At 41.8% G+C, this 21373-nt stretch carries 24 protein-coding genes; 9 read left to right on the plus strand and 15 right to left on the minus strand.

Annotation, left to right across the window (positions count from 1 at the left end):
- The first annotated feature begins 55 nt into the window (after positions 1 to 55).
- Positions 56 to 2236 (plus strand): YgiQ family radical SAM protein, encoded by a 2181-nt coding sequence (locus tag QUE86_RS09740; RefSeq protein WP_167658736.1) that lies wholly within the window; start codon positions 56 to 58, stop codon positions 2234 to 2236.
- 34 nt (positions 2237 to 2270) lie between these two features.
- On the opposite strand, the gene mgtE is transcribed toward QUE86_RS09740, so the two are convergent.
- From mgtE to QUE86_RS09800, 12 genes are all read right to left on the minus strand, one after another.
- Positions 2271 to 3629 (minus strand): magnesium transporter, encoded by a 1359-nt coding sequence (gene mgtE, locus QUE86_RS09745; protein WP_130049836.1) that lies wholly within the window; start codon positions 3627 to 3629, stop codon positions 2271 to 2273.
- Between the two features lie 211 nt (positions 3630 to 3840).
- Positions 3841 to 4113 (minus strand): HPr family phosphocarrier protein, encoded by a 273-nt coding sequence (locus QUE86_RS09750; RefSeq protein WP_167658735.1) that lies wholly within the window; start codon positions 4111 to 4113, stop codon positions 3841 to 3843.
- Between the two features lie 15 nt (positions 4114 to 4128).
- On the minus strand, positions 4129 to 4974 hold the full coding sequence (gene rapZ, locus QUE86_RS09755; protein ID WP_130049834.1) for an RNase adapter RapZ: 846 nt from the start codon (positions 4972 to 4974) through the stop codon (positions 4129 to 4131).
- Complete coding sequence (gene ptsN / locus QUE86_RS09760; RefSeq protein WP_130049833.1) at positions 4975 to 5427, minus strand: PTS IIA-like nitrogen regulatory protein PtsN; 453 nt, start codon at positions 5425 to 5427, stop codon at positions 4975 to 4977.
- Between the two features lie 3 nt (positions 5428 to 5430).
- A complete protein-coding gene (hpf, locus tag QUE86_RS09765) occupies positions 5431 to 5718 on the minus strand; it encodes a ribosome hibernation promoting factor (RefSeq protein WP_036971325.1) in 288 nt (95 codons plus the stop codon).
- 27 nt (positions 5719 to 5745) lie between these two features.
- On the minus strand, positions 5746 to 7242 hold the full coding sequence (locus tag QUE86_RS09770) for an RNA polymerase factor sigma-54 (protein WP_130049832.1): 1497 nt from the start codon (positions 7240 to 7242) through the stop codon (positions 5746 to 5748).
- Positions 7243 to 7359: 117 nt separating this feature from the next.
- Positions 7360 to 8085, minus strand: a complete 726-nt coding sequence (gene lptB / locus QUE86_RS09775) for an LPS export ABC transporter ATP-binding protein (RefSeq protein ID WP_062566533.1) — start codon at positions 8083 to 8085, stop codon at positions 7360 to 7362.
- Positions 8082 to 8603 (minus strand): lipopolysaccharide transport periplasmic protein LptA, encoded by a 522-nt coding sequence (gene lptA, locus QUE86_RS09780; protein ID WP_130049831.1) that lies wholly within the window; start codon positions 8601 to 8603, stop codon positions 8082 to 8084. The genes lptB and lptA overlap by 4 nt, the downstream gene beginning before the upstream one ends.
- Positions 8593 to 9147, minus strand: a complete 555-nt coding sequence (gene lptC, locus QUE86_RS09785) for an LPS export ABC transporter periplasmic protein LptC (RefSeq protein WP_130049830.1) — start codon at positions 9145 to 9147, stop codon at positions 8593 to 8595. The genes lptA and lptC overlap by 11 nt, the downstream gene beginning before the upstream one ends.
- Positions 9144 to 9695 carry a 3-deoxy-manno-octulosonate-8-phosphatase KdsC gene (gene kdsC / locus QUE86_RS09790; RefSeq protein WP_054561100.1) on the minus strand — a complete coding sequence of 184 codons (552 nt, stop codon included), beginning with the start codon at positions 9693 to 9695 and terminating at the stop codon, positions 9144 to 9146. Before kdsC ends, lptC begins: the two co-directional genes overlap by 4 nt.
- 3 nt (positions 9696 to 9698) lie before the next feature.
- Entirely contained in the window at positions 9699 to 10670 is a 972-nt protein-coding gene (locus tag QUE86_RS09795) for a KpsF/GutQ family sugar-phosphate isomerase (RefSeq protein WP_130049829.1), read from the minus strand.
- Between the two features lie 3 nt (positions 10671 to 10673).
- Positions 10674 to 11642: a calcium/sodium antiporter gene (locus tag QUE86_RS09800; RefSeq protein WP_130049828.1), complete on the minus strand. Its 969-nt coding sequence runs from the start codon at positions 11640 to 11642 to the stop codon at positions 10674 to 10676.
- Positions 11643 to 11890: 248 nt separating this feature from the next.
- Between QUE86_RS09800 and QUE86_RS09805 the strand changes: the two genes are divergently transcribed.
- From QUE86_RS09805 to murA, 7 genes are read left to right on the plus strand one after another with little or no spacing between them, the layout of a single operon-like run.
- Positions 11891 to 12709, plus strand: a complete 819-nt coding sequence (locus QUE86_RS09805; protein ID WP_167658743.1) for an ATP-binding cassette domain-containing protein — start codon at positions 11891 to 11893, stop codon at positions 12707 to 12709.
- Positions 12702 to 13481: a lipid asymmetry maintenance ABC transporter permease subunit MlaE gene (mlaE, locus tag QUE86_RS09810; RefSeq protein ID WP_130049827.1), complete on the plus strand. Its 780-nt coding sequence runs from the start codon at positions 12702 to 12704 to the stop codon at positions 13479 to 13481. The genes QUE86_RS09805 and mlaE overlap by 8 nt, the downstream gene beginning before the upstream one ends.
- Before the next feature lie 13 nt (positions 13482 to 13494).
- Positions 13495 to 14043 (plus strand): outer membrane lipid asymmetry maintenance protein MlaD, encoded by a 549-nt coding sequence (gene mlaD / locus QUE86_RS09815; protein WP_130049826.1) that lies wholly within the window; start codon positions 13495 to 13497, stop codon positions 14041 to 14043.
- A 2-nt stretch (positions 14044 to 14045) separates the two neighbouring features.
- Entirely contained in the window at positions 14046 to 14723 is a 678-nt protein-coding gene (locus QUE86_RS09820; protein WP_130049825.1) for an MlaC/ttg2D family ABC transporter substrate-binding protein, read from the plus strand.
- On the plus strand, positions 14716 to 15009 hold the full coding sequence (locus QUE86_RS09825; RefSeq protein WP_130049824.1) for an STAS domain-containing protein: 294 nt from the start codon (positions 14716 to 14718) through the stop codon (positions 15007 to 15009). Before QUE86_RS09820 ends, QUE86_RS09825 begins: the two co-directional genes overlap by 8 nt.
- A gap of 5 nt (positions 15010 to 15014) precedes the next feature.
- Complete coding sequence (locus tag QUE86_RS09830) at positions 15015 to 15272, plus strand: BolA family protein (protein WP_054554171.1); 258 nt, start codon at positions 15015 to 15017, stop codon at positions 15270 to 15272.
- Positions 15273 to 15287: 15 nt separating this feature from the next.
- Positions 15288 to 16547, plus strand: a complete 1260-nt coding sequence (gene murA / locus QUE86_RS09835; protein ID WP_130049823.1) for a UDP-N-acetylglucosamine 1-carboxyvinyltransferase — start codon at positions 15288 to 15290, stop codon at positions 16545 to 16547.
- Positions 16548 to 16777: 230 nt separating this feature from the next.
- Here the strand turns inward: murA and QUE86_RS09840 are convergent, their stop codons facing one another.
- From QUE86_RS09840 to QUE86_RS09850, 3 genes are all read right to left on the minus strand, one after another.
- On the minus strand, positions 16778 to 17860 hold the full coding sequence (locus QUE86_RS09840; protein WP_130049822.1) for a trypsin-like peptidase domain-containing protein: 1083 nt from the start codon (positions 17858 to 17860) through the stop codon (positions 16778 to 16780).
- Between the two features lie 98 nt (positions 17861 to 17958).
- Positions 17959 to 19311 carry a DegQ family serine endoprotease gene (locus QUE86_RS09845; RefSeq protein ID WP_130049821.1) on the minus strand — a complete coding sequence of 451 codons (1353 nt, stop codon included), beginning with the start codon at positions 19309 to 19311 and terminating at the stop codon, positions 17959 to 17961.
- Between the two features lie 123 nt (positions 19312 to 19434).
- On the minus strand, positions 19435 to 19878 hold the full coding sequence (locus tag QUE86_RS09850; RefSeq protein WP_130049820.1) for a Z-ring associated ZapG family protein: 444 nt from the start codon (positions 19876 to 19878) through the stop codon (positions 19435 to 19437).
- Positions 19879 to 20097: 219 nt separating this feature from the next.
- Between QUE86_RS09850 and zapE the strand changes: the two genes are divergently transcribed.
- The gene (gene zapE, locus QUE86_RS09855) at positions 20098 to 21186 is read left to right on the plus strand and encodes a cell division protein ZapE (protein ID WP_130049819.1); all 1089 of its coding nucleotides are present in this window, start codon (positions 20098 to 20100) and stop codon (positions 21184 to 21186) included.
- Positions 21187 to 21373: the final 187 nt, after the last annotated feature.

Raw genomic sequence — 21373 nt, forward strand, 5'->3', positions numbered from 1 at the left:
AATAATCCATAAGAGTGAGGTATAATTCGCCCCTTTTGTTAGCAGAGTACACTTTATGAGCGCATTAAAAGCCGAGCGAGGCCTGTTTTCTTACCCTAAGTATTGGGCTGAATGCTATGGCACGGCGCCATTCTTACCGACCACTCGTGCAGAAATGGACGCGTTAGGCTGGGATAGCTGTGACGTGATCATTGTCAGTGGTGATGCATATGTTGATCACCCAAGTTTCGGTATGGCTGTGATTGGCCGCATGCTTGAATCGCAGGGTTTTCGCGTTGGTATTATTGCGCAGCCTGACTGGAACTCGAAAGATGCCTTTATGGCGTTAGGCAAGCCTAACTTATTCTTTGGTGTTACGGCGGGTAATATGGACTCGATGATCAACCGTTATACCGCTGAAAAGCGTATGCGTCATGATGATGCATACACGCCAGGTAACATAGGTGGTAAACGCCCTGACCGTGCGGTGGTTGTATATAGCCAACGTTGTCGCGAAGCTTATAAAGATGTGCCGCTGATCATCGGTGGTATTGAGGCGAGTTTACGTCGTATTGCTCATTATGATTACTGGCAAGAAAAAGTACGCCGAAGTGTTCTGTTTGATGCCAAAGCCGACATTTTAATTTACGGTAATGCTGAGCGTCCACTTGTTGAAGTGGCTCACCGTATTGCCGCAGGTGAGTCGGTCGAGACAATTCAAGATATACGTGGTACCGCGGTAATTCGTAAGGAACCATTGCCGGGTTGGCGTGGTAGTGACTCTACAGCTATCGATAAAATCGGTAAGATTGATCCAATTCCAAACCCGTATGGCGCAGATGATGTGGGTTGTAGTAAATCTGAGTTTAAAAAAGCGGGTATTGATCTAAGTGCTGAAGCAGCCAAACCAATAACTGTTCAGCCTGCACGTCCTAAACCATGGGAAAAGACCTACGTTAAACTGCCAGCGTTTGAGCAAGTGAGTGTGAATAAGCCGCTTTATGCCCATGCGTCGCGTATTTTGCACCAAGAAACAAATCCAGGCTGTGCACGTGCGTTATTTCAACGTCATGGCGACCGTTCTATTTGGGTAAATCCGCCAGCATTTCCACTAGAAACAGAAGAAATGGATGGTGTATTTGGTTTGCCATACCAACGTATTCCGCACCCAAGTTATGGTGATGACAAAATCCCTGCGTATGAAATGATTAAAACCTCAGTGAACATTATGCGTGGCTGCTTTGGTGGTTGTTCTTTCTGTTCGATCACAGAGCACGAAGGGCGTATTATTCAAAGCCGTTCAGAGCAATCAATTATTGATGAAATTGAACAAATTCGTGACAAGGTACCGGGTTTTACAGGGGTTATTTCTGACTTAGGTGGACCGACTGCGAATATGTATAAGTTGCGCTGTAAGAGTAAAAAAGCAGAGAGTACTTGCCGTCGTTTATCATGCGTTTATCCTGATATTTGTAAGCATATGGACACGGATCACACGCCAACCATTGAGCTTTATAAAAAAGCCCGAGATGTGAAGGGTGTGAAGAAAATCTTAATTGCTTCAGGCGTACGCTATGACTTAGCAGTTGAAGATCCACGCTATGTAAAAGAGCTGGTTACCCATCACGTAGGCGGGTATTTAAAAATTGCCCCTGAGCATACCGAAGATGGCCCATTATCTAAGATGATGAAGCCGGGTATGGGTGCTTATGATAAGTTTAAAGAGCTATTTGATAAATACTCAAAAGAAGCAGGTAAAAAGCAGTATCTGATCCCGTACTTTATTTCTGCTCACCCAGGAACTAAAGACGAAGACATGGTTAATATGGCGCTTTGGTTAAAGAGTAATGACTTTAAGCTTGATCAAGTACAAAACTTTTATCCGTCGCCAATGGCCAACGCAACGACGATTTATCATACTGAGATGAACTCGTTACGCAATATTAAAAATAACACTGAGCAAGTGCCTGTACCAAAAGGCGCCCGCCAGCGTCGTTTACACAAAGCGATTTTACGTTACCATGATCCTGCTGGTTGGCCGATGATCCGTGAAGCGCTAAGAAAAATGGGCAAAGCGAATCTAATCGGTAAGGGGCCAAACTGTTTGGTACCTGAAGAAGGCCGCAACGAGAAAGCAGCTAAAGGGAAGGGCGGTAAAGGCCGCGCGGCACTGACTCGTCATACCGGTTTTAGCCAGTTTAAAAAGGCCAATACTAAACCAAGAGTTGGTAAAAATAAGCAGCGTGCAAGTAAATAGAAATAAATACGGCCCTTAAAGGGCCGTTTTCAGATTAGATTAATAACCACGTTGCAGTACCTAAGAAGGCAAAGATACCGACAATATCGGTAACGGTTGTGAGTACCACACTGCCAGCGAGGGCAGGGTCAATTTTCATTTTCTTGAGAATTAATGGAATGCTTGCACCCGCAATACCTGCAGCAACCAGGTTCATAAACATTGCAAAGGCTAATACTGCACCGAGCTTAAAGTCCCATTGCCATAGGGCAACAACACCGGCAATTAATATCGACCAAATAACGCCATTCAGTGCGCCAATCGCTAATTCCTTGAGTAATAAGAAGCGTTGGTTAGTTTGATTAATATGGCCAACGGCTATACCACGAATAACCAGTGTTAAAGTTTGACTGCCTGCAACGCCACCCATTGAAGGTACGATACCATTGAGTACTGCCAAAATAGGCAAAATTGCTAAGGTATTTTCAAAAAAGCTTGCCACAATTGCTGCTAGCAATGCGGTTAATAAGTTAACTCCAAGCCAAATAGAGCGACGTTGCGAACTTTTTAGCACTGGCGCAAAGGTATCTTCTTCGTCATCAAGACCAGCGAGGCTTAGCATGCTATGTTCAGCATCTTCGCGGATTACGTCAACGATATCATCGATGGTAATACGACCTAGCAAGTGTGCGTTGTCATCAACAACCGGGGCTGAAATCCAGTTATGACGTTCGAAAAGTTGTGCTACATCACTTTCATCCATTGAAATAAGTATAGACTCACAATCTTCATCCATTAAATCGCGAACAATTTTATCAGATGGGCTTGTCAGCAGTGTAGTTAACGAAAGTGCTCCTAGGAAGCAGTTATGCTTATCAACAACGTATAAGTCATCAGTGCCTTCTGGTAGCTCACCTCGTAGGCGTAAATAGCGTAGCACTACATCTAAAGTAACATCTGGGCGAATTGTTACCGTATCGCTGTTCATCAAGGCACCGGCAGAGCGCTCTTGATAAGAAAGTGCCTGAGTAGCCCTTTCTCTATCTTGCGAGTCCATTGCACTAACTACGTCTTGATATACGGTATCAGGAAGGCTACGTAAAACCTCACCTAAGTCATCGTCGTCCATGTCCTCGGTGGCGGCAGCAATATGCTCAGGTTCCATCTGCGCAATAATACCAAGACGTACATCTTCAGACAGTTCTTCTAGAACATCACCACGCACATCTGGATCAACCAGCTGCCAAAGCATACGACGAATTTTATGGGGAGAAGACTCAAGTAAAAGGGCTGTATCACAAGGCGCCGTTTTGGCTAACATACCGCGCACTTGAACAAATTGACCACTATTGAGTGACTTGGTCACTTGTTTGAGTTGTTGTAGTGGGTAATCTTGTTCAAAGGCTTCTGGCATTGGCGTCCTTACAACTGAAAAAAGTTTATATAGGCTGAGCAAATACAGCATAGTTGCTTTGTGGTGTATTTGCAGAGATATCGTCGCACTGTGATAAATTTATTAAGAGTTTTGCAACTTAGAAAAGCGAGCGATATAAAAGTAGGATATTTAAAGGGAATTTCAAATATCCTAATTAAGTTTACCGTAAATCTTGAAGGCTTAGCAAATGCTATTCTTGCTCGTGAAAGCGCTGTGCGATTAATTCACCGATTGCAGTTAATGCTGCATCAGCATCAGGGCCTTCACAAACGACTCTAACTTCTTTACCTTGACTGCTTTCAAGTAGCATTAACGCCAATACGCTGTCACCTTCAGCTTCTTTATCGTCTTGATAAAGCGTAATTTTAGCATCAAATTGTAGTGCTAATTGGGCTAAAACAGTGGCTGCGCGAGCATGTAAGCCGAGTTTGTTTTGAATTAAAAAGGTATCTTCAGCGCGCATTATAATAGTGCCTAATTAAATGTCTTGTTCACGGTGGCGAATTTTTACATTGTCATGGCTTTTAGCAAAACTCTCACCAATTGTTTGCGCTAAATAAACAGAGCGATGTTGGCCACCAGTACAACCAATGGCAATGGTAAGGTAACTTCGGTTGTTACGCTCTAAATGTGGTAGCCATGTTTGTACAAATGTTTGAATTTGCCATGTGAACTTTTGCACTATGCTGTGGCTAGCTAAGTAATCTTTTACTGGTTGATCTAGACCCGTTAGCGGCTTTAAATCAGGTTCCCAGTGTGGGTTAGGTAAAAAACGTGCATCAAATACGTAATCAGCTTCTTTTGGAATACCGTGTTTAAAGCCGAAAGACATAAAAGTGATAATCAGTTTTTTATCCTTTTTACCCAAAATCTTTTCGCGAATTGATTCTGCTAACTGATGAACACTGAGATCTGTGGTATCAATCATAAAATCAGCACGAGTGATCAACACATCGAGTAAGACTTTTTCTTGTTTAATAGCCAGATCAAGTGGCAAAGAATCAATGGATAATGGGTGTAAACGACGAGTCTCTGAAAAGCGTTTTATCAGGGTTTGGTCATCACTGTCTAAGTAAAAAAGTGTTGGATTTGCGAAACCAGGAAGGTACTCAAGAATATCATTAAATTCTTGCTGCTCTTTTGGAAGGTTACGCACATCAATACTGACCGCTATTTTATCGTAGTTATCTGATACGCTACGCACGAGCGAAGGCAGTAAATTGACTGGAATATTATCAACGCAATAATAACCTAAGTCTTCAAGTACTCGTAAAGCGACCGATTTACCTGAGCCTGAGCGACCGCTGATAATGATTAATTCCATTTATGCCTCTGCTGATATAACCTGAAACAGTTGCTGATCGGTAGTAGCACTACGCAGCTGTTTACAAAACTCTTTATCTTTAAGTCTATCAGCAATTGTTGATAAGGTCTTTAGATGAAGCTGAGAGTCACCATCTGGTACGATGAGTGCTACGAAAATGTCAACAGGGCGATTATCAATTGCATCAAAATTGATTGGGGATTCACTCACTATGACAAACGCCTGAGGTTCATCGGCGCCACTCATTCGGCCATGTGGAATAGCAATACCTCGGCCAATACCGGTGCTACCTAGCTTCTCTCGGTTGAGTAAAGCATTTAGGATATCTTGTTGAGATAAATGAGGAAGCTGCTGGTGAGCCAGTTCGCTGATATATTCAAGAATTCTTTTTTTGCTATTAAAAAGGACCGCAGCTTTGCTGCAGTCCTGATTAGTAAGTGAACTTAGTTTCATAATTTAATGTCGAGCTAATTTCTCTTTGTGTTTAATGACTTGGCGATCAAGCTTATCGATCAACGAGTCAATGGCTGCGTACATATCTTGATGTTCTGTAGAAGCGAACAATTCGCCTCCGTTTACATGTAAAGTTGCTTCTGCTTTTTGGCTTAATTTTTCTACATCTAGAATGACATGAACATTATTAATATGGTCAAAATGCCTTTCTAGTTTCGCAAACTTGGTGTTTACATAGTCTCTTAATGAATCAGTGATTTCTACATGACGACCAGTTAAATTTAGTTGCATAAGCATTTTTCCTTCTATGTAAAACGTCTAAATCAAACTCTTACGCTGATTAGACGGAGGTATTGCTAGAGACTCACGATATTTTGCAATTGTACGTCTAGCTACTTTAATTCCTTGCTCAGCCAATATATCTGCAATTTTGCTATCACTCAATGGTTTAGCCGAGTTTTCTGCAGCGACTAACTTCTTGATTAAAGCGCGTATTGCTGTTGAAGAACACTCACCACCATTTTCAGTGCTGACATGGCTTGAGAAGAAATATTTCAACTCAAAAATACCCCTAGGGGTATGCATATATTTTTGCGTTGTTACTCGTGAAATCGTCGATTCATGCATTTCGACCATTTCAGCAACATCATTTAGCACCATCGGCTTCATTGCTTCTGGGCCATGCTCAAAGAAAGCTTGTTGTTGTTGAACGATACAGTTGGTCACTTTTAATAGTGTATCGTTACGGCTTTCTAAGCTCTTAATAAACCACTTTGCTTCTTGTAAGTGAGAGCGAATAAATTGGCTGTCGCTACTTGATTTAACAGAGCGAGACATAGCCGCATATTGGCTGTTCACTCTAATCTTTGGCATACTATCTGGGTTTAACTCAACCACCCAGCGACCTTTTACTTTTTTCACTGATACATCAGGTATGACGTACTCAGACTCTTCGCGTACTATGCTATCCGCAGGCTTAGGGTTTAAGCTGTGAATTAGCGTCATTACTTCTTTAAGCTCATTTTCTTTAAGCTTAGTCTTTTTCATCAAAGTTCGATAGTCGCGACTCGCTAATAATTCGATATGCTCAGATAAAACCATTTTAGTTTCAGCTAAATATGGCGTGTTTGCATCGAATTGGCGAAGTTGAATACACAGGCATTCCTGTAAACTACGCGCCCCAATACCGACAGGATCAAACAATTGAATTCTCTTTAGGACCGCTTCGACTTCATCAAGTTCGATTTCTTCTTCATCACTATTTTGATTAAAGCTCTCGACGATATCTTCACAGCTTACCGTTAAAATACCAGAGTCATCGATAGCCTCAACAATTGCCACAGCAATCGCTTCATCAGTCGGACTAAAGGGAGTGAGCTGTAATTGCCACATAAGGTATTCGTGAAGGGTTTCGGTCGATGCACCTTGATAAATAGATTCATCTTCTGGCATTGGCCCTGATGATGTTGATGGAGCGGCACTCATGTACTCATCCCATGTAACATCCATGGCTAAATCGTCACTTACAGTGTCTTTATTTAGAGCATCACTGCTTTCTTGTTCATATTCGCTAGGTGCTTCGTCTGCAGAAGCGCTGACTTGCACATCGTCAGATTCAGCTTTTTGCTCATTTTTGCCGATGCTTTCTTCGTTGTAATCCGCTTCTTCCACTTCAAGTAAAGGGTTACTATCTAGCGCCTCTTGAATTTCTTGTTGGAGATCCAATGTACTGAGCTGCAACAAACGAATAGCTTGTTGCAGTTGTGGAGTCATTGTAAGTTGCTGGCCCATGCGCAGCTGTAATGATTGCCTCATGTATCCCTAACAATCCTTTTTTTAAGTTATCGATAACTGTGCAAAGACAGTTAAGTTATTATCGATTTATTGTCATTGTTATAAGTCTAGCAGATGCTCTAGTCGGTGGCGTAATGGTTACAGCCTAAATTGCTCGCCTAGATAAACATCGCGTACAGTTTGGTCAGCTAATACGTGCTCAGGTGTGCCTGATGCAATTAGCTCCCCATGAGAAACAATGTAGGCTTTTTCACAAACATCAAGGGTTTCTCGAACATTATGGTCAGTAATTAGTACACCAATACCACGATTTTTTAGGTGCTCAATAATTTTCTTTATATCTAACACTGAAATTGGATCAACACCAGCAAAAGGCTCATCTAAAAGGATAAATTTAGGATTAGCGGCTAATGCGCGAGCAATTTCAACGCGGCGACGTTCACCACCAGATAGCGCCATACCTTGACTATCACGGATGTGTTGGATGCTAAATTCATCTAATAAGCTATTTAGAGTTTCTTCCCGCGTGGTTTTATTTAGATCTTTACGAGTCTCTAAAATAGCCATCAAGTTTTGGTAAACTGTTAACTTTCGAAAAATCGAAGATTCTTGCGGTAGATAACCAATACCCAACCTCGCACGGCTGTGCATTGGCAAAAGGGTAATATCGTTATCATCGATGCTAATTTTACCTTTGTCGCTCGGAACTAGGCCTACAATCATGTAAAAAGTCGTGGTTTTACCAGCACCATTTGGGCCAAGCAAGCCAACAATACTGCCAGCTTCAACTTCCAGACCGACATTTTTAACCACTTGGCGGCCTTTGTAGCTCTTAGCTAAAAGCTCTGCTTTTAATGTGCTCATGGTTGGCCTTTATTGTCTTTTTTATTTTCAACAGGTACTAAAATAGTGTGTACACGATCTGATGAGTTTTCGTCTTTTTCAGCACTGATAAGCTGCTGAGCCATATCATAGGTAATGCTTTTCGCTGTTACTTTTTGACCAGCTTGGGTAACTTCAGCTTCACCGTTTAAGGTTAAGAAGCGTTTCGCAACATCATAACGAACTTCTTCAGCACTGGCGCTCATTACGGAACCATCCGTTTGTTTTTCTTCGAAGTAAGCTGGTTTGCCTGTTGCAATAATTAGCTCTACTGTACCTTCGGTATCACCGCCGTGTGCTTCAAGACGTTCTGCTGTAATACGACGATTACCATGCACGATCTCTACGTTACCTTCAAATATGCCAACGCCATCTTTTAGTTTACCAACTTGGCGATCTGAGCTAATGCTAATTTGTGCGCCAGTTTGCTCGGCAGCGGTGCCGGAAAACGCAATCAATAAGCTTGGGATCAGGAGTAATTTCTTCAGTTTATTGGTCATAGTATATGGTTCGTGTATGGTTAGTTAACTCAACAATTTCGGTTTTTAAATCGGCTTTTAAGCCTTTACCGGTAATCTTTAAATTCGGTCCTGTTAGTGTTACAGGTTGCTTTGAAAACATGGTCATTTTATTAATGTCGACATTAATGTTTTCTGCTTTTATATCTTCGATCATACCGTTATGGGTTAAGTTTTTAGCAACTACATCCCCTTCAAAAATCAGCTGATCATTTTCGTATAAAGTGGCTTCTTTGGCTTTTACTTGCCAAACCTGCTGGTCGCCATAAATAGTAAATACAGGTTGCTCAAAAAAGGTAAACCCTAATTGTTGATACAACTCCATTTTAGCCGCAGCTACTTTATGACTGATTTTTCCTTGCTCGTCATAAGCAGTTTGCTTTAACGCCACCGCAGTGTAATCAGGCGTTGCAATGATCTCGTCTTCACTAGTTATTGTGTCTGCTGATTGATTAAAGTACGGATACCACAACCACACCATGCAACAAACAAAAACAACACTCAGTAAAATACGGGCTATATTCATGCGCTGGTTCCATCGCTAGTTAACGGCTTACCGTTTTCTAACATCAGTAAATCAGTTAATTCACGCACGGCTCCAAAGCCACCTGGTAATAATGTGGTGTAATGAGCCAGCTTTTTAATTAGTGGGTGTGCGTCGTTAACAGCAACAGCAAACCCTACTTTTTCCATTACTGGTAAGTCTGGACCATCATCACCAATATAGGCAATTTGCTCATCAGTTAGCCCCAGTTTATCCTTTAACTCTTGATAAGCAATTAGCTTATCTTCTTGTCCCTGATAAATGTGCTGAACTGTTAGGCTAGTCATTCGCTGCTGAACTATTTGTGAATGGCGGCCAGTAATGACTGCCACTTCAAAACCACTATTTATGAGCGCTTTAATACCAAAGCCATCTTTTGTATTGAATGCTTTAAGTTCTTCGCCATCATTGCCTAAATAAATTCGGCCATCAGAAAAAACACCATCAATATCGCAGATTAGCAATTTTACTTTTTGTGCGCGCTGACTCACATCAGGGCTAAGAGGCTGGTAAAGCTCGGCGAATGTCATTGCTTAAAGAACTCCTGCTTTTAATAGGTCTTGCATATTAAGGGCACCAATAGGCGTATTACTATGATCTACCACAATTAAACCATTGATACGTTTACGTTCCATAATGTTCAATGCCTCAGCTGCAAGCATGTCAGGGCGCGCAGTAGTACATGAACGAGTCATCACTTGACTAATAGCAGTACTATGGATATCAATGCGCTGCTCTAAAATACGGCGTAAATCACCATCGGTGAATAATCCGGCTAACTTTTTGTCTGCACCTATTACCGCAGTCATACCAAGGCCCTTGGCTGACATTTCAATTAACGCATCTTTAATGCTTTGCGTTTCGTTAACGATTGGGGTGGCATCGCCTGCGTGCATAACATCATCTAATGTTAGTAATAAACGTTTACCTAGACTGCCACCAGGATGCGAAAGTGCAAAATCGTCAGCTGTAAAACCACGCGTTTCAAGTAACGCAACGGCTATTGCATCGCCCATAACTAATGTTGCTGTTGTACTAGCAGTTGGTGCTAGGCCTAACGGGCATGCTTCTTTACTTACTTTAATGCAAACATGGACATCAGATAGCTTTGCCATGGTTGAATCTGGATTGCCTGTTAGTGAAATCATCTTTGCGCCAATGCGCTTAATAACAGGAATTATGCTTAGTACTTCGCTGGTCTCACCAGAGTTAGAAATACACATCACTACATCATCATGAGTGATCATGCCTAAATCACCGTGGCTTGCTTCACCAGGGTGAACAAAAAATGCGGGTGTACCAGTACTTGCAAGGGTCGCCGCAATTTTATTACCAACGTGGCCTGACTTGCCCATACCGATAACAATGATACGGCCTGTACACTGGAACATTAATTGACAAGCCTTATCGAAATCTTGATTTATATATTGCTCAATTTCTTGTAAGGCTTGTGCTTCAATTTCGAGTACGCGCTTACCTTGCGCGATAAAGCTTTGTTGTGTCATTGATTATCCTATTTGGCTAAAAATATAGCCCTGATATGCAATAAATGCGACTAACAAGAAGCCACCTTCTACTCTATTGATACGACGAGCACCTTTAAAGTTCAATGACATGGCCATCAATACAACGGTTGCTGCAATCATAATAAGTGCATCGCGGTTTGCCGCAGAAGGGTCAATAATTGAAGGGTTGATAATGCCCGCAAGTGGTAATACAGCGAGTAAATTGAAGATATTTGAGCCAACGATATTACCCAGTGCTAAATCGTCTTCGTTTTTTAAAACCCCAGCAATACAGGCTGCTAGCTCAGGTAAGCTGGTACCAATGGCAATGATGGTTAAGCCAATAACGAGATCAGATAAACCAAAATATTTTGCAATATCAACCGCCGACCCAACTAAAAAATGCGAGCTAATAGGTAATAAAATCATGCCGATGACTAACCAAAATACGGCTGATTTTGTGCTCACGTCGTTCGGGACATCTTCACATGCTTCACTGACAAAAGGATCATCTTGGTTTTTCGCGCGCAGTGAGACGATCACTAAGCCACCAATGAATACAGCAAAGGCAACCATCAATGCAATGCCCTCAGTGAATGAAAAATAGTTATCTGAAAACACATACCAAGCTGCTACAGAGATTAACAGTACGAGTGGCATTTCGCGTTTAAGCGTCAAAGATGATACTGAAAGAGGACGCAATAAAGCAGTAACACCAAGTACAAGTAAGATATTGGTGATGTTAGAACCAACCGCATTACCTACTGCAGTATCTGTTTTATCAGCTAGAGCTGCTGATGCTGATACCATCATTTCAGGCGCAGATGAGCCCATAGCTACTACGGTTAAACCAATGATTAGGGTGGGGATCCCCATGTTTTTTGCGAGTGCAGCCGCCCCATAAACAAACCGATCGGCACTCCAAACGAGTGCAGCAAAACCAATAATTAAAATGACAAAAGAAGTCACCATTGTGATACGCCAACATTACTTATACAGATGACTGCAAATAGTAACAAAAGCGAAACTGAAAGTATAAGTAAAAGAATGAGCTGGCAAGCATAAAGCGTGCTGGGCGAGGAATCTAAATTTCAGGTGTGATTAAGTTCTTTGCAGCTAGCTTTAGAATTTATTGATAGGAAATATTACAAAATTTTACGATTTGTTTTTTCCATATTGACTAAAAAACCCTTAAAATGGCAAAACTAGTGAAAAAAGTTATGGAGAGCGACTTGTCGCAATCAATAGTAGAAATCAAGGATGTAACCTTTTCACGGGGCGATAGAATCATATATAAAAATATGAGTTTTAACATTCCGAAAGGCAAGATAACCGCTATCATGGGACCGAGCGGCATTGGTAAAACCACCATGTTACGCTTAATTGGCGGTCAGCTTAAGCCTGATTCTGGTGACATTTTATTTGAAGGCAACAGTATTCCTGGCATGACTCGCAAGGAACTTTATGCTGCCCGTACCAAAATGAGTATGCTGTTCCAAAGCGGTGCCTTATTTACCGATATGTCAGTATTTGACAATATCGCCTTTCCTTTGCGCGAACATACTCAACTTAGCGAAGATTTAATTCGTCTTGTCGTTTTAATGAAATTACAAGCCGTCGGTTTACGTGGTGCACAAGATTTAATGCCGTCTGAGCTTTCTGGTGGTATGGCTCGCCGTGCAGCCCTTGCGCGTTCTATTGCTCTGGACCCTGAACTGATTATGTACGATGAACCTTTTGCTGGCCAAGACCCTATCTCAATGGGGGTGTTAGTAAAGCTAATTAAATCACTCAATGAGGTGTTAGGTTTATCATCACTTATAGTAACTCATGATGTGACTGAGGTTTTGAGCATTGCTGATCACGTTATCATCATCGCTGATCAGGGGGTGATAGGAGAAGGTTCACCTGAACAAATGCAAAATCATCAATCTGAGCTAGTGCAGCAGTTTTTAAACGGCTTGTCTGATGGGCCTGTGCCGTTCCATTATCCAGCTCCTGCTTATGATAAAGAGTTATTGGGAGTGCACAATGCTTGATCTATTTCAGAAGTTAGGTCACAAAACGCTAGGCCGGTTTGCTGCTCTTGGTCGTTCAACACAAATGTTGTTTGGCGCATTAGTGAATATGCCTAACTTCAAAAAAGGCACGCCTTTACTTGTTCGCCAATTATATATGGTGGGCTCGCAATCTCTTTTAATCATCATGGTATCAGGCCTATTCATCGGGATGGTGCTCGCTCTGCAGGGTTATACCGTTCTAGTAGGTTATGGTGCAGAAGATAGCTTAGGGCCTTTAGTGGCATTAAGTTTGTTACGCGAATTAGGTCCCGTAGTAACAGCGTTACTGTTTGCAGGGCGGGCGGGTAGTGCGCTTACTGCTGAAATAGGTTTAATGAAAGCCACTGAGCAATTATCAAGTCTAGAAATGATGGCAATCGACCCACTTAAGCGTATTATTGCGCCGCGTTTTTGGGCTGGTTTTATTAGTATGCCATTGCTTGCGCTGATTTTTTCGGCAGTTGCTATTATTGGTGCTCACTTAGTTGGTGTTGATTGGCTAGGTGTTGACTCGGGTAGCTTCTGGTCAATTATGCAAGCACAAGTGTCGTTCCAACAAGATATTGTTAACGGCATAATTAAAAGTTTTGTATTCGCCATGATTGTGACTTGGATCGCTCTTTACAAAGGCTATGACTGTGTTCCGACTTCTGAAGGTATCAGTAAAGCGACAACAGAGACCGTAGTGCACTCGTCACTGGCAGTATTAGGTTTTGACTTTATTTTAACCGCGGTAATGTTTACCAGCTAATTAGGGTATAAAGATGAATTCACGGAAATTAGAAATTTTAGTTGGCTTTTTTGTAGCCCTTGGTATCGCTGCATTTGCATTACTAGCATTGAAAGTTGCCAATGCTGGTATTAGTGGTAGCGGTGAAACTTACCAACTAAATGCAAAGTTTGAAAACATTGGCTCTTTAAAGGCCAGAGCACCTATTAAAGTAGGTGGTGTTGTTGTTGGTCGAGTTGAGTCTATTTTCATTCACCCGAAAGAGTTTGTGCCAGTCGTTAACATGGCGATTGATGCAAATTATTTATGTAAATTTTCAGACACAACATCTATCTCAATTTTAACATCAGGTATTTTAGGTGAGCAGTACTTAGGCATTAATCCTGTTATTGCAGCTGAGTCTGCTGAGCAACGCTGTATGGGTGAGGATGTAACTGCAAGTGAGCATGATTCAGATTTAGATGATTTATTTGGTGTTGAAAGCAAAGCGCTTTCAGATGGTGATTACATTACTGATACAAAATCAGCGCTTGTTTTAGAAGAGTTAATTGGTCAGTTCTTATTCAACCAAGGTGGTGAGTAATTATGTTTAAGAAGTTTTTATTGTGTATTGGTGTGTTGTTTTCACTTAACACACATGCTGCTGAGCCTGCGGTTGATTTAAAAGACCCGTATAAAATGGTACGTACGGTGTCTGATAATACCTTTGCACGTATTACTAAAGATCAACCGATTATTGCAAAAAACAAAGAGCATTTACGTGTTATCGTTGAAGAAGAGTTGATGCCTTACATTGATTATAAATATGCTGCACTACGTGTGCTTGGTAATCATGTGTCGAAGGTGCGTGCAATCGAAGATAAAGATGAAAAAGCGAAAGCGATTAAGGAACTACAACGCTTTATCGACGTTTTCCAAAAGTATTTAATTGCCACCTACGCTGGCGTGTTTACTCAATACACTAACCAAAGTGTTGAGTTTGCTCCGGCACAACCATTTAAGGGTAAAGACGTGGTGGTCGTTAAAACCAAAATTGTTGAAGCCGGTAAACCTGATATCAGAATCGACTTTAAAGTACGTGAAGACCGCAGTGGTGACTGGGGCGCGTACGATATGATTGCAGAAGGTATTAGTTTGCTTGATGCTAAACAAAGTGAATTACAAGGTATTTTACGCCAACATGGTCTAGATTATGTTAGTGACTTACTTGAGCAGAAGAGCCAACTGCCAGTGCAATTTAGAGGTAATGGTGGCGATGAGTAAAGTCGAGATTACTCAACTTGAAGATAACCAGTTTCGAGTCAGTGGTGAACTGACTCGAAATTCAATTGGCCGTGAACGCCTTCTGAACGTCAAGCCAGATTCTAGCCATAAAACATGGTATTTTGACCTTTCTGGGTTATCTAGGGTTGACACGGCGGGCTTAGCTTGGTTAATTCACTCTTTCGCAGAATTAAAGCAGCAAGGTATTCACCTTGAACTGCAAAATAGCCCTGAACAATTGCAAAACTTGATGCAGTTGGGTCAGGTCACAAACCTATTTGAGTGAGATTTATGGAAACAAGCCAAGTCGAAACGTTATTACGCGACGAACTAAAACTAGATGAAGTGATTGTTAAAGCAAATGGTAGCCACTACGAAGTGATTGCTGTTGGTGAGTGTTTTGATGGCTTATCTCGCGTGAAGAAGCAGCAGTTGGTTTATGCTCCGTTAATGTCAACAATCTCAGACGGTACAATCCACGCTGTATCTATCAAAGCGTTTACACCGACTGAATGGAAACGCGAACAAAAATTCATTTTACCTCAATAGTCGCAGGGCCTCCTCATGGATCAATTTGTTATTCAAGGTGGCACCTCGCTGGCAGGTGAAGTCACTATTTCGGGCGCGAAAAACGCCGCTCTTCCAATTCTTTTTGCTGCACTTTTAGGACAGGGTAAAAGTACTTTTAGTAATGTTCCTCGTTTACGCGATATCGGCACCACAGAAGCCTTATTAAAAACGCTGGGCGCCAATGTTGAGTGGCAACAAGATAAGCTAATCATTGATGGCGCGACGGTTGATAAAACCCTTGCTCCGTATGAGCTGGTTAAGCAGATGCGTGCTTCAGTGTTAGCATTAGGCCCTTTGGTTGCTCGTTTTGGTGAAGCGCAGGTTTCACTGCCTGGTGGCTGTGCGATTGGTGCCCGTCCGGTTGATATCCATATTCAAGGCCTTGAGCGCATGGGCGCTATCATTAAGGTCGAAAATGGCTACATTAATGCCAAGGTGGATGGACGCTTAAAAGGTGCTGAAATCTTTATGGAGATGGTCAGTGTTGGCGCAACAGAGAACTTACTAATGGCAGCTACGCTGGCTGATGGTAAAACTGTACTTGAAAATGCAGCCCGTGAACCTGAAATAACTGATCTGGCAAATTGCTTAATTGCGATGGGGGCGAAGATCAACGGGGCAGGCACAAGCCGCATCGAAATTGAAGGTGTCGAATCACTATCGGGCTGTGAATACAGCATTCTTCCCGATCGCATTGAAACAGGCACCTTTTTGGTCGCGGCGGCAATGGCTGGCGGTGAAGTGCTTTGTAAAAACACTGATCACCATAGCCTTGATCCTGTGATTGAAAAGCTGCGTGCTACCAATGCCTTGGTTGAAGTGACTGATAACAGCATTTATCTTGATATGCGTGGCCGTGAATTAAAAGCGGTGAACATTAAGACCATGCCACACCCTGGTTTCCCTACCGATATGCAAGCGCAATTTACAGCCTTGAATGTGGTGGCTAAGGGCAGTGCAACAATCACAGAAACGATTTTCGAAAACCGTTTTATGCACGTGCCTGAATTACAGCGTATGGGCGCAAATATCCGCTTGGAAGGTAATACGGCAATTTGTGGTGATACCGAAAGCCTATCTGGCGCGCAAGTAATGGCAACTGATTTACGAGCTTCTGCAAGTCTCATCCTTACCGGTATCGTTGCTCAAGGTGAGACCATTGTTGACCGTATTTATCACGTAGATCGTGGCTATCAGCGTATCGAAGACAAGTTGAGTGCACTGGGTGCAAACATTAAACGTCGTTCTAGCTAATCGCTAAATACTTATAAAAAAGGCCTAACGAATGTTAGGCCTTTTTTATATCTGTATGTCTCTGTAATTATACCAATCCGCAATAATGCTTAATCATTTTGAGGGATTAAACCTGTCGCTACCTGCGTTAAAAATTTCTGATTTAGAACAACTAAATAACGAAACTTTTGCCTTGTTATCAACGAGGTTTTATTGCCTCAAAATAGACCACTTTATTAAGCGAATTGGTATTATTGCTCGTCTTCGAGCTCTGCTACGGTCACCATTACTTTTAAAATTTTACCATCGCGGTAAATTTCAAATTCAAGCTCTTTACCAGGTTCTGTGTTGGCAAGTTTCTCAAGTACTTGTTGTGGATTTGCTACAGGAATACCACCAATTTTAATAACAATATCCGTTTCTCTAATGCCTGCTTTCCAAGCTGGGCCAAATGGATCAAGTTGAGAAATGCGCATCCCCGCAACGGGTGTAAAATTGTCGCTTACATCCTTACCTGTACTATCGATACCTGTGCCACTAAATCCTAAATAACCACGTACTACACGACCATGTTTGATCAGCTTATCCATAACATCTTTGGCAATAGAGTAAGGTACTGCAAAGAAAATACCTTGAATATCGAGGTTCTCGTGAGTTTTAAACTGCGCCGACGTGATACCTACTAAATCACCCCGTGAGTTGACTAACGCGCCACCTGAGTTGCCTACGTTAATCGCTGCATCCATCTGTAATAGACTACTGTAAGGGCTATCGATTAAGTTCTGTTTGCCTGTGGCACTTATAATACCTTGGGTAATCGTTTGGCCTAAATTAAGCGGGTTACCAATCGCTAATACTACATCACCAACACGCGGTTTAAATTTATCGTTCACCGGGATTTTCGGTAAGTGCTCGGCGCTGATTTTTAACAGTGCTAAATCTGTTTGCGTATCAAAGCCAATCACTTGTACATCATAAAAACGACGGCCATCAGAGAGTGTGACTATAATTAGGTCGGCATTTTTTATTACATGGTAGTTAGTCAAAATATAGCCATCTTGGGTCATGATCACGCCAGAGCCTAGAGCTTGAACTGTATTTTGTCGTTTATAGCGAGGTTGATTCGAAATACTTTCTGAAAAAATAGTGACCACAGATGGAGCTGCTTTTTGTACCGCATCAGCAAAGCTCATGTGTTCTGATGACATTGCTACTGGTAAATTCATGTCAGGTAACAACGTGCTACGAAGACTTGGGCTAAATAACACCACTAAAAAGGCAATGCCTAAACCAGTGAAAAGCGGGGGAAGGATAAATTTAAAAAGTTTTAGCACAGTATTCTTATTATCAGTGAGCAATCCCTTAATGATGGCACAAAAAAAATAACAGCGGCAAGCACCGCTGTTATTTTTTCATGATTTATCAACTAGGTTTACTGAATTAATACGAAAATAAGCTCTCTACCTCGTTTAACACCTAGTACGATGTTACCTTTGGTATTTTCGATGATTTTATTCATGTCACGGATTGTTTCTACGCGTTGACGGTTAACTTGCATAATTACGTCACCTTCTTCAAGGCCGACACGTGCCGCAGGAGAGCGTGCTTGTACGCCTGTAACTTCAACACCTTTACCATCACTCTTCTGGGTATTTTCTAAAGTTGCCCCTTGGAATGCTGGATGTGTTTCTTCGCCAGCGGCTGTGATCGCTGATGCACCATCTAGGGTGACATTAACCGTTTTGACTTTGCCATCTCGGTAAATGCCAAGCTTAACTTTTTTGCCTTCACCAAGAGTGGCTATTTTACTGCGTAGTTCATGGAAACCGCTAATTTCAGTCCCATCAACGCTAATAATTACATCACCGGCTTTGATACCAGCTTTACTTGCTGCGGTATCATCCATTACTTGCATAACGTAGGCGCCTTGTTTGACGTCGAGTTGTTGTGCTTTAGCAAGGCCTGCATCAAGTGGGCGACCCGAAATACCTAATGAGCCACGACGCACTTCGCCGTGCTCGATAATTTGGTCAACAAGGTTTTTCATCATGGTCGATGGAATCGCAAAACCAATCCCCACATTACCGCCAGATGCGCCTAAGATAGCGGTGTTGATACCAATCAGCTCACCATTGAGGTTAACTAACGCGCCGCCAGAGTTACCTTGGTTGATAGCAGCATCGGTTTGAATAAAGTCTTCATAACCTTCTATATTTAAACCGCTACGGCCAAGGGCACTGACGATACCTGATGTTACTGTGTGACTTAAACCAAATGGGTTACCAATGGCAACTGCAAAATCACCTACACGTAACTTATCTGAATCAGCAATCTTAAGTGCTGTTAAATCCTCTGCATCAATTTGCAATAAGGCAATATCTGATTCTTTGTCACTACCGATTTTAGTTGCTTCATATTCGCGGCCATCTTCTAAGGTCACCACCATTTTTTCGGCATCTTCGATAACATGGTTATTGGTTACCACGTAACCTTCTTTTGCATCAATGATCACACCTGAGCCTAGGCCACTAAACTCACGCTTTTGACTGCCGCCACGAGGTACACCAAAAAAATCATCAAATGGTGTCGCACGGCGGCGGACTTCTTTTGAACCTGACACTTGAATACTGACTACGCCAGGTGTGATTTGCTCAAGCATAGGTGCTAGGGTTGGCAATTGTTGTCCATCTACAGCAACAGGAAGCTTTGCCATTGAAATAGTAGGGCTTAATAATAAGCTAGAAGATAAAATAGCAGCACTGATAACAGATAATTTCATTTTCATAGTCTGGGTTTACTCCACTTCAGAGATAAAGCAAAAACTAAAAAGGGCTGCATAAGCAGCCCTTTTCTTGGTTTAGATATAAAGCTGTTATATCTAAAGACTATGGGGTCAAAAAAAAGTTCATCAAGAGGCTTTAGAATGTTCTGAAACTTTCTCTGAACCAGTGAACAAGCCTGTTTCACCAACAACATAGTCAGCTGGCTGAGCTTCAGCACTTGAGCGATCGCCTCTGCGGTCTTGTAATGAGTTTTGTAATTGCTCCGTGGTTTCTTTAGAAAAGAACGGCTCATTTGGATGCTGTTTTTTATCAGCCAGTAACAAGTTATTTGTTTCTTCTACATGGTTTAGCAACTGGTCGTAGTTATCTTTCATTTTAGAAACTAGCTTACCAGTGCTAGCTAGGTGATCAGCCACATCTTGGCGGTATTGCTCAAGGGCATTGTTAGCTTGCTCAACTTGTTGTTCTAGTTCGTCTTGCTTAAATTGTTTTTTAGTTACAAAAGCACCAATGAAAAATGCTGAAATTGCAACGATGATTAGAATACCAATCCAGGTAATTGTGCCCATAAATCTACCCCTTTGGGAAAAAATAACAAAAACAGATGCATCATACCAATTTGCAATAATTCTTAATTAAGCGCGTTGGTATTAAAAGCATTTATAGTCCAATCATTATTAAAATATGCTTAATTTGATTGTGAAATCATACTGCGGGCTAATATACCCTGAGATACGATGCGTGTTAATATACTACGCAAATTTAACAGTGTTTTATTGTAACGACCTATGACTCCATGGCAGAAATACCAACAAGATTTACAACGTGAAGACTTTGTACATGATGCAGCACAAGAAAATGCAGTGCGTCACTTACAAAGACTCTATGATGACCTTACGGCAGACAAACCCGCCGCGAAGGGATGGTTTGCCAAACTATTCTCTAAAGATAGCACGCCGAGTATAAAAGGGCTTTATTTTTGGGGGGGAGTTGGTAGAGGTAAGACCTATTTAGTTGATACTTTCTATGAAGCTTTACCTACTGATCGTAAAATGCGTGTGCACTTTCATCGTTTTATGCATCGAGTACATGATGAGCTTAAAAAATTAAAGAACACCAGCAACCCATTAAATGTTGTAGCTGATATTTTTAAATCAGAAACAGACATTATCTGTTTTGATGAATTTTTTGTTCAAGACATCACTGACGCAATGCTGCTTGGTGGCTTGATGGAAGCATTATTTGAACGTGGCATTGTGCTCGTTGCTACATCTAATATAGTGCCAGATGAGCTGTATCGTAACGGTTTACAGCGCGCACGTTTCTTACCTGCAATTGAGCTGGTAAAAGCTAATACAGAAATCGTTAATGTTGATTCGGGTGTTGATTATCGATTGCGTACACTTGAACAGGCTGAGATTTTCCATAGCCCGCTTGATAAACAAGCTGACGATAATTTATTTGAATACTTCGATAAGTTGTCACCTGAGCCGGGGGTGCTCGACAAGGCAATTGAAATTGAAGGGCGCATGATCAAAACCCGTAAAGTATCAGACTGTATTGCCATGTTTGATTTTAGCGAGCTGTGCGAAACAGCTCGTAGTCAAGTTGATTACATGGAAATCAGTCGACTCTATAACACGGTGATTTTGTCTAATGTAAAATCGCTAGGTCAAGCTAATGATGATGCGGCACGTCGTTTTATCGCATTAGTGGATGAATTCTACGAACGTCATGTCACCTTGATTATCTCTGCAGAAAAGCCAATTACTGAGCTATATAGTGAAGGTAACTTAAACTTTGAATTTAAGCGTTGTATTAGTCGATTACAAGAAATGCAATCGCTAGAGTATTTAGCAAAAGAACACTTAGCTTAGAAGAGCCGTCAGTCTTTAGCCGAACGGTGTTGAATGTAAGGCGCGTCAAGCAAGCGTGACGCCTACGATTGATGTAGGCGTGAAATTTATTTCGCGCGCACTTATTAGCTGATTTTCTCGAATAAAAAACAACCATCATCTAGCAATGTGGTTTGAGTGCTGGTATACTCCCGCGTCTGCCACGTTG

Origin of the sequence: Pseudoalteromonas apostichopi, from assembly GCF_030297135.1 — a bacterium.
In the GTDB taxonomy this organism is placed as follows: Bacteria; Pseudomonadota; Gammaproteobacteria; order Enterobacterales; family Alteromonadaceae; genus Pseudoalteromonas; species Pseudoalteromonas apostichopi.

Coding starts and splice junctions, on each gene's coding strand:
- QUE86_RS09740 (WP_167658736.1), top strand. CDS start 56: ATGAGCGCATTAAAAGCCGAGCGAGGCCTGTTTTCTTACCCTAAGTAT.
- mgtE (WP_130049836.1), bottom strand. CDS start 3,629: ATGCCAGAAGCCTTTGAACAAGATTACCCACTACAACAACTCAAACAA.
- QUE86_RS09750 (WP_167658735.1), bottom strand. CDS start 4,113: ATGCGCGCTGAAGATACCTTTTTAATTCAAAACAAACTCGGCTTACAT.
- rapZ (WP_130049834.1), bottom strand. CDS start 4,974: ATGGAATTAATCATTATCAGCGGTCGCTCAGGCTCAGGTAAATCGGTC.
- ptsN (WP_130049833.1), bottom strand. CDS start 5,427: ATGAAACTAAGTTCACTTACTAATCAGGACTGCAGCAAAGCTGCGGTC.
- hpf (WP_036971325.1), bottom strand. CDS start 5,718: ATGCAACTAAATTTAACTGGTCGTCATGTAGAAATCACTGATTCATTA.
- QUE86_RS09770 (WP_130049832.1), bottom strand. CDS start 7,242: ATGAGGCAATCATTACAGCTGCGCATGGGCCAGCAACTTACAATGACT.
- lptB (WP_062566533.1), bottom strand. CDS start 8,085: ATGAGCACATTAAAAGCAGAGCTTTTAGCTAAGAGCTACAAAGGCCGC.
- lptA (WP_130049831.1), bottom strand. CDS start 8,603: ATGACCAATAAACTGAAGAAATTACTCCTGATCCCAAGCTTATTGATT.
- lptC (WP_130049830.1), bottom strand. CDS start 9,147: ATGAATATAGCCCGTATTTTACTGAGTGTTGTTTTTGTTTGTTGCATG.
- kdsC (WP_054561100.1), bottom strand. CDS start 9,695: ATGACATTCGCCGAGCTTTACCAGCCTCTTAGCCCTGATGTGAGTCAG.
- QUE86_RS09795 (WP_130049829.1), bottom strand. CDS start 10,670: ATGACACAACAAAGCTTTATCGCGCAAGGTAAGCGCGTACTCGAAATT.
- QUE86_RS09800 (WP_130049828.1), bottom strand. CDS start 11,642: ATGGTGACTTCTTTTGTCATTTTAATTATTGGTTTTGCTGCACTCGTT.
- QUE86_RS09805 (WP_167658743.1), top strand. CDS start 11,891: ATGGAGAGCGACTTGTCGCAATCAATAGTAGAAATCAAGGATGTAACC.
- mlaE (WP_130049827.1), top strand. CDS start 12,702: ATGCTTGATCTATTTCAGAAGTTAGGTCACAAAACGCTAGGCCGGTTT.
- mlaD (WP_130049826.1), top strand. CDS start 13,495: ATGAATTCACGGAAATTAGAAATTTTAGTTGGCTTTTTTGTAGCCCTT.
- QUE86_RS09820 (WP_130049825.1), top strand. CDS start 14,046: ATGTTTAAGAAGTTTTTATTGTGTATTGGTGTGTTGTTTTCACTTAAC.
- QUE86_RS09825 (WP_130049824.1), top strand. CDS start 14,716: ATGAGTAAAGTCGAGATTACTCAACTTGAAGATAACCAGTTTCGAGTC.
- QUE86_RS09830 (WP_054554171.1), top strand. CDS start 15,015: ATGGAAACAAGCCAAGTCGAAACGTTATTACGCGACGAACTAAAACTA.
- murA (WP_130049823.1), top strand. CDS start 15,288: ATGGATCAATTTGTTATTCAAGGTGGCACCTCGCTGGCAGGTGAAGTC.
- QUE86_RS09845 (WP_130049821.1), bottom strand. CDS start 19,311: ATGAAAATGAAATTATCTGTTATCAGTGCTGCTATTTTATCTTCTAGC.
- QUE86_RS09850 (WP_130049820.1), bottom strand. CDS start 19,878: ATGGGCACAATTACCTGGATTGGTATTCTAATCATCGTTGCAATTTCA.
- zapE (WP_130049819.1), top strand. CDS start 20,098: ATGACTCCATGGCAGAAATACCAACAAGATTTACAACGTGAAGACTTT.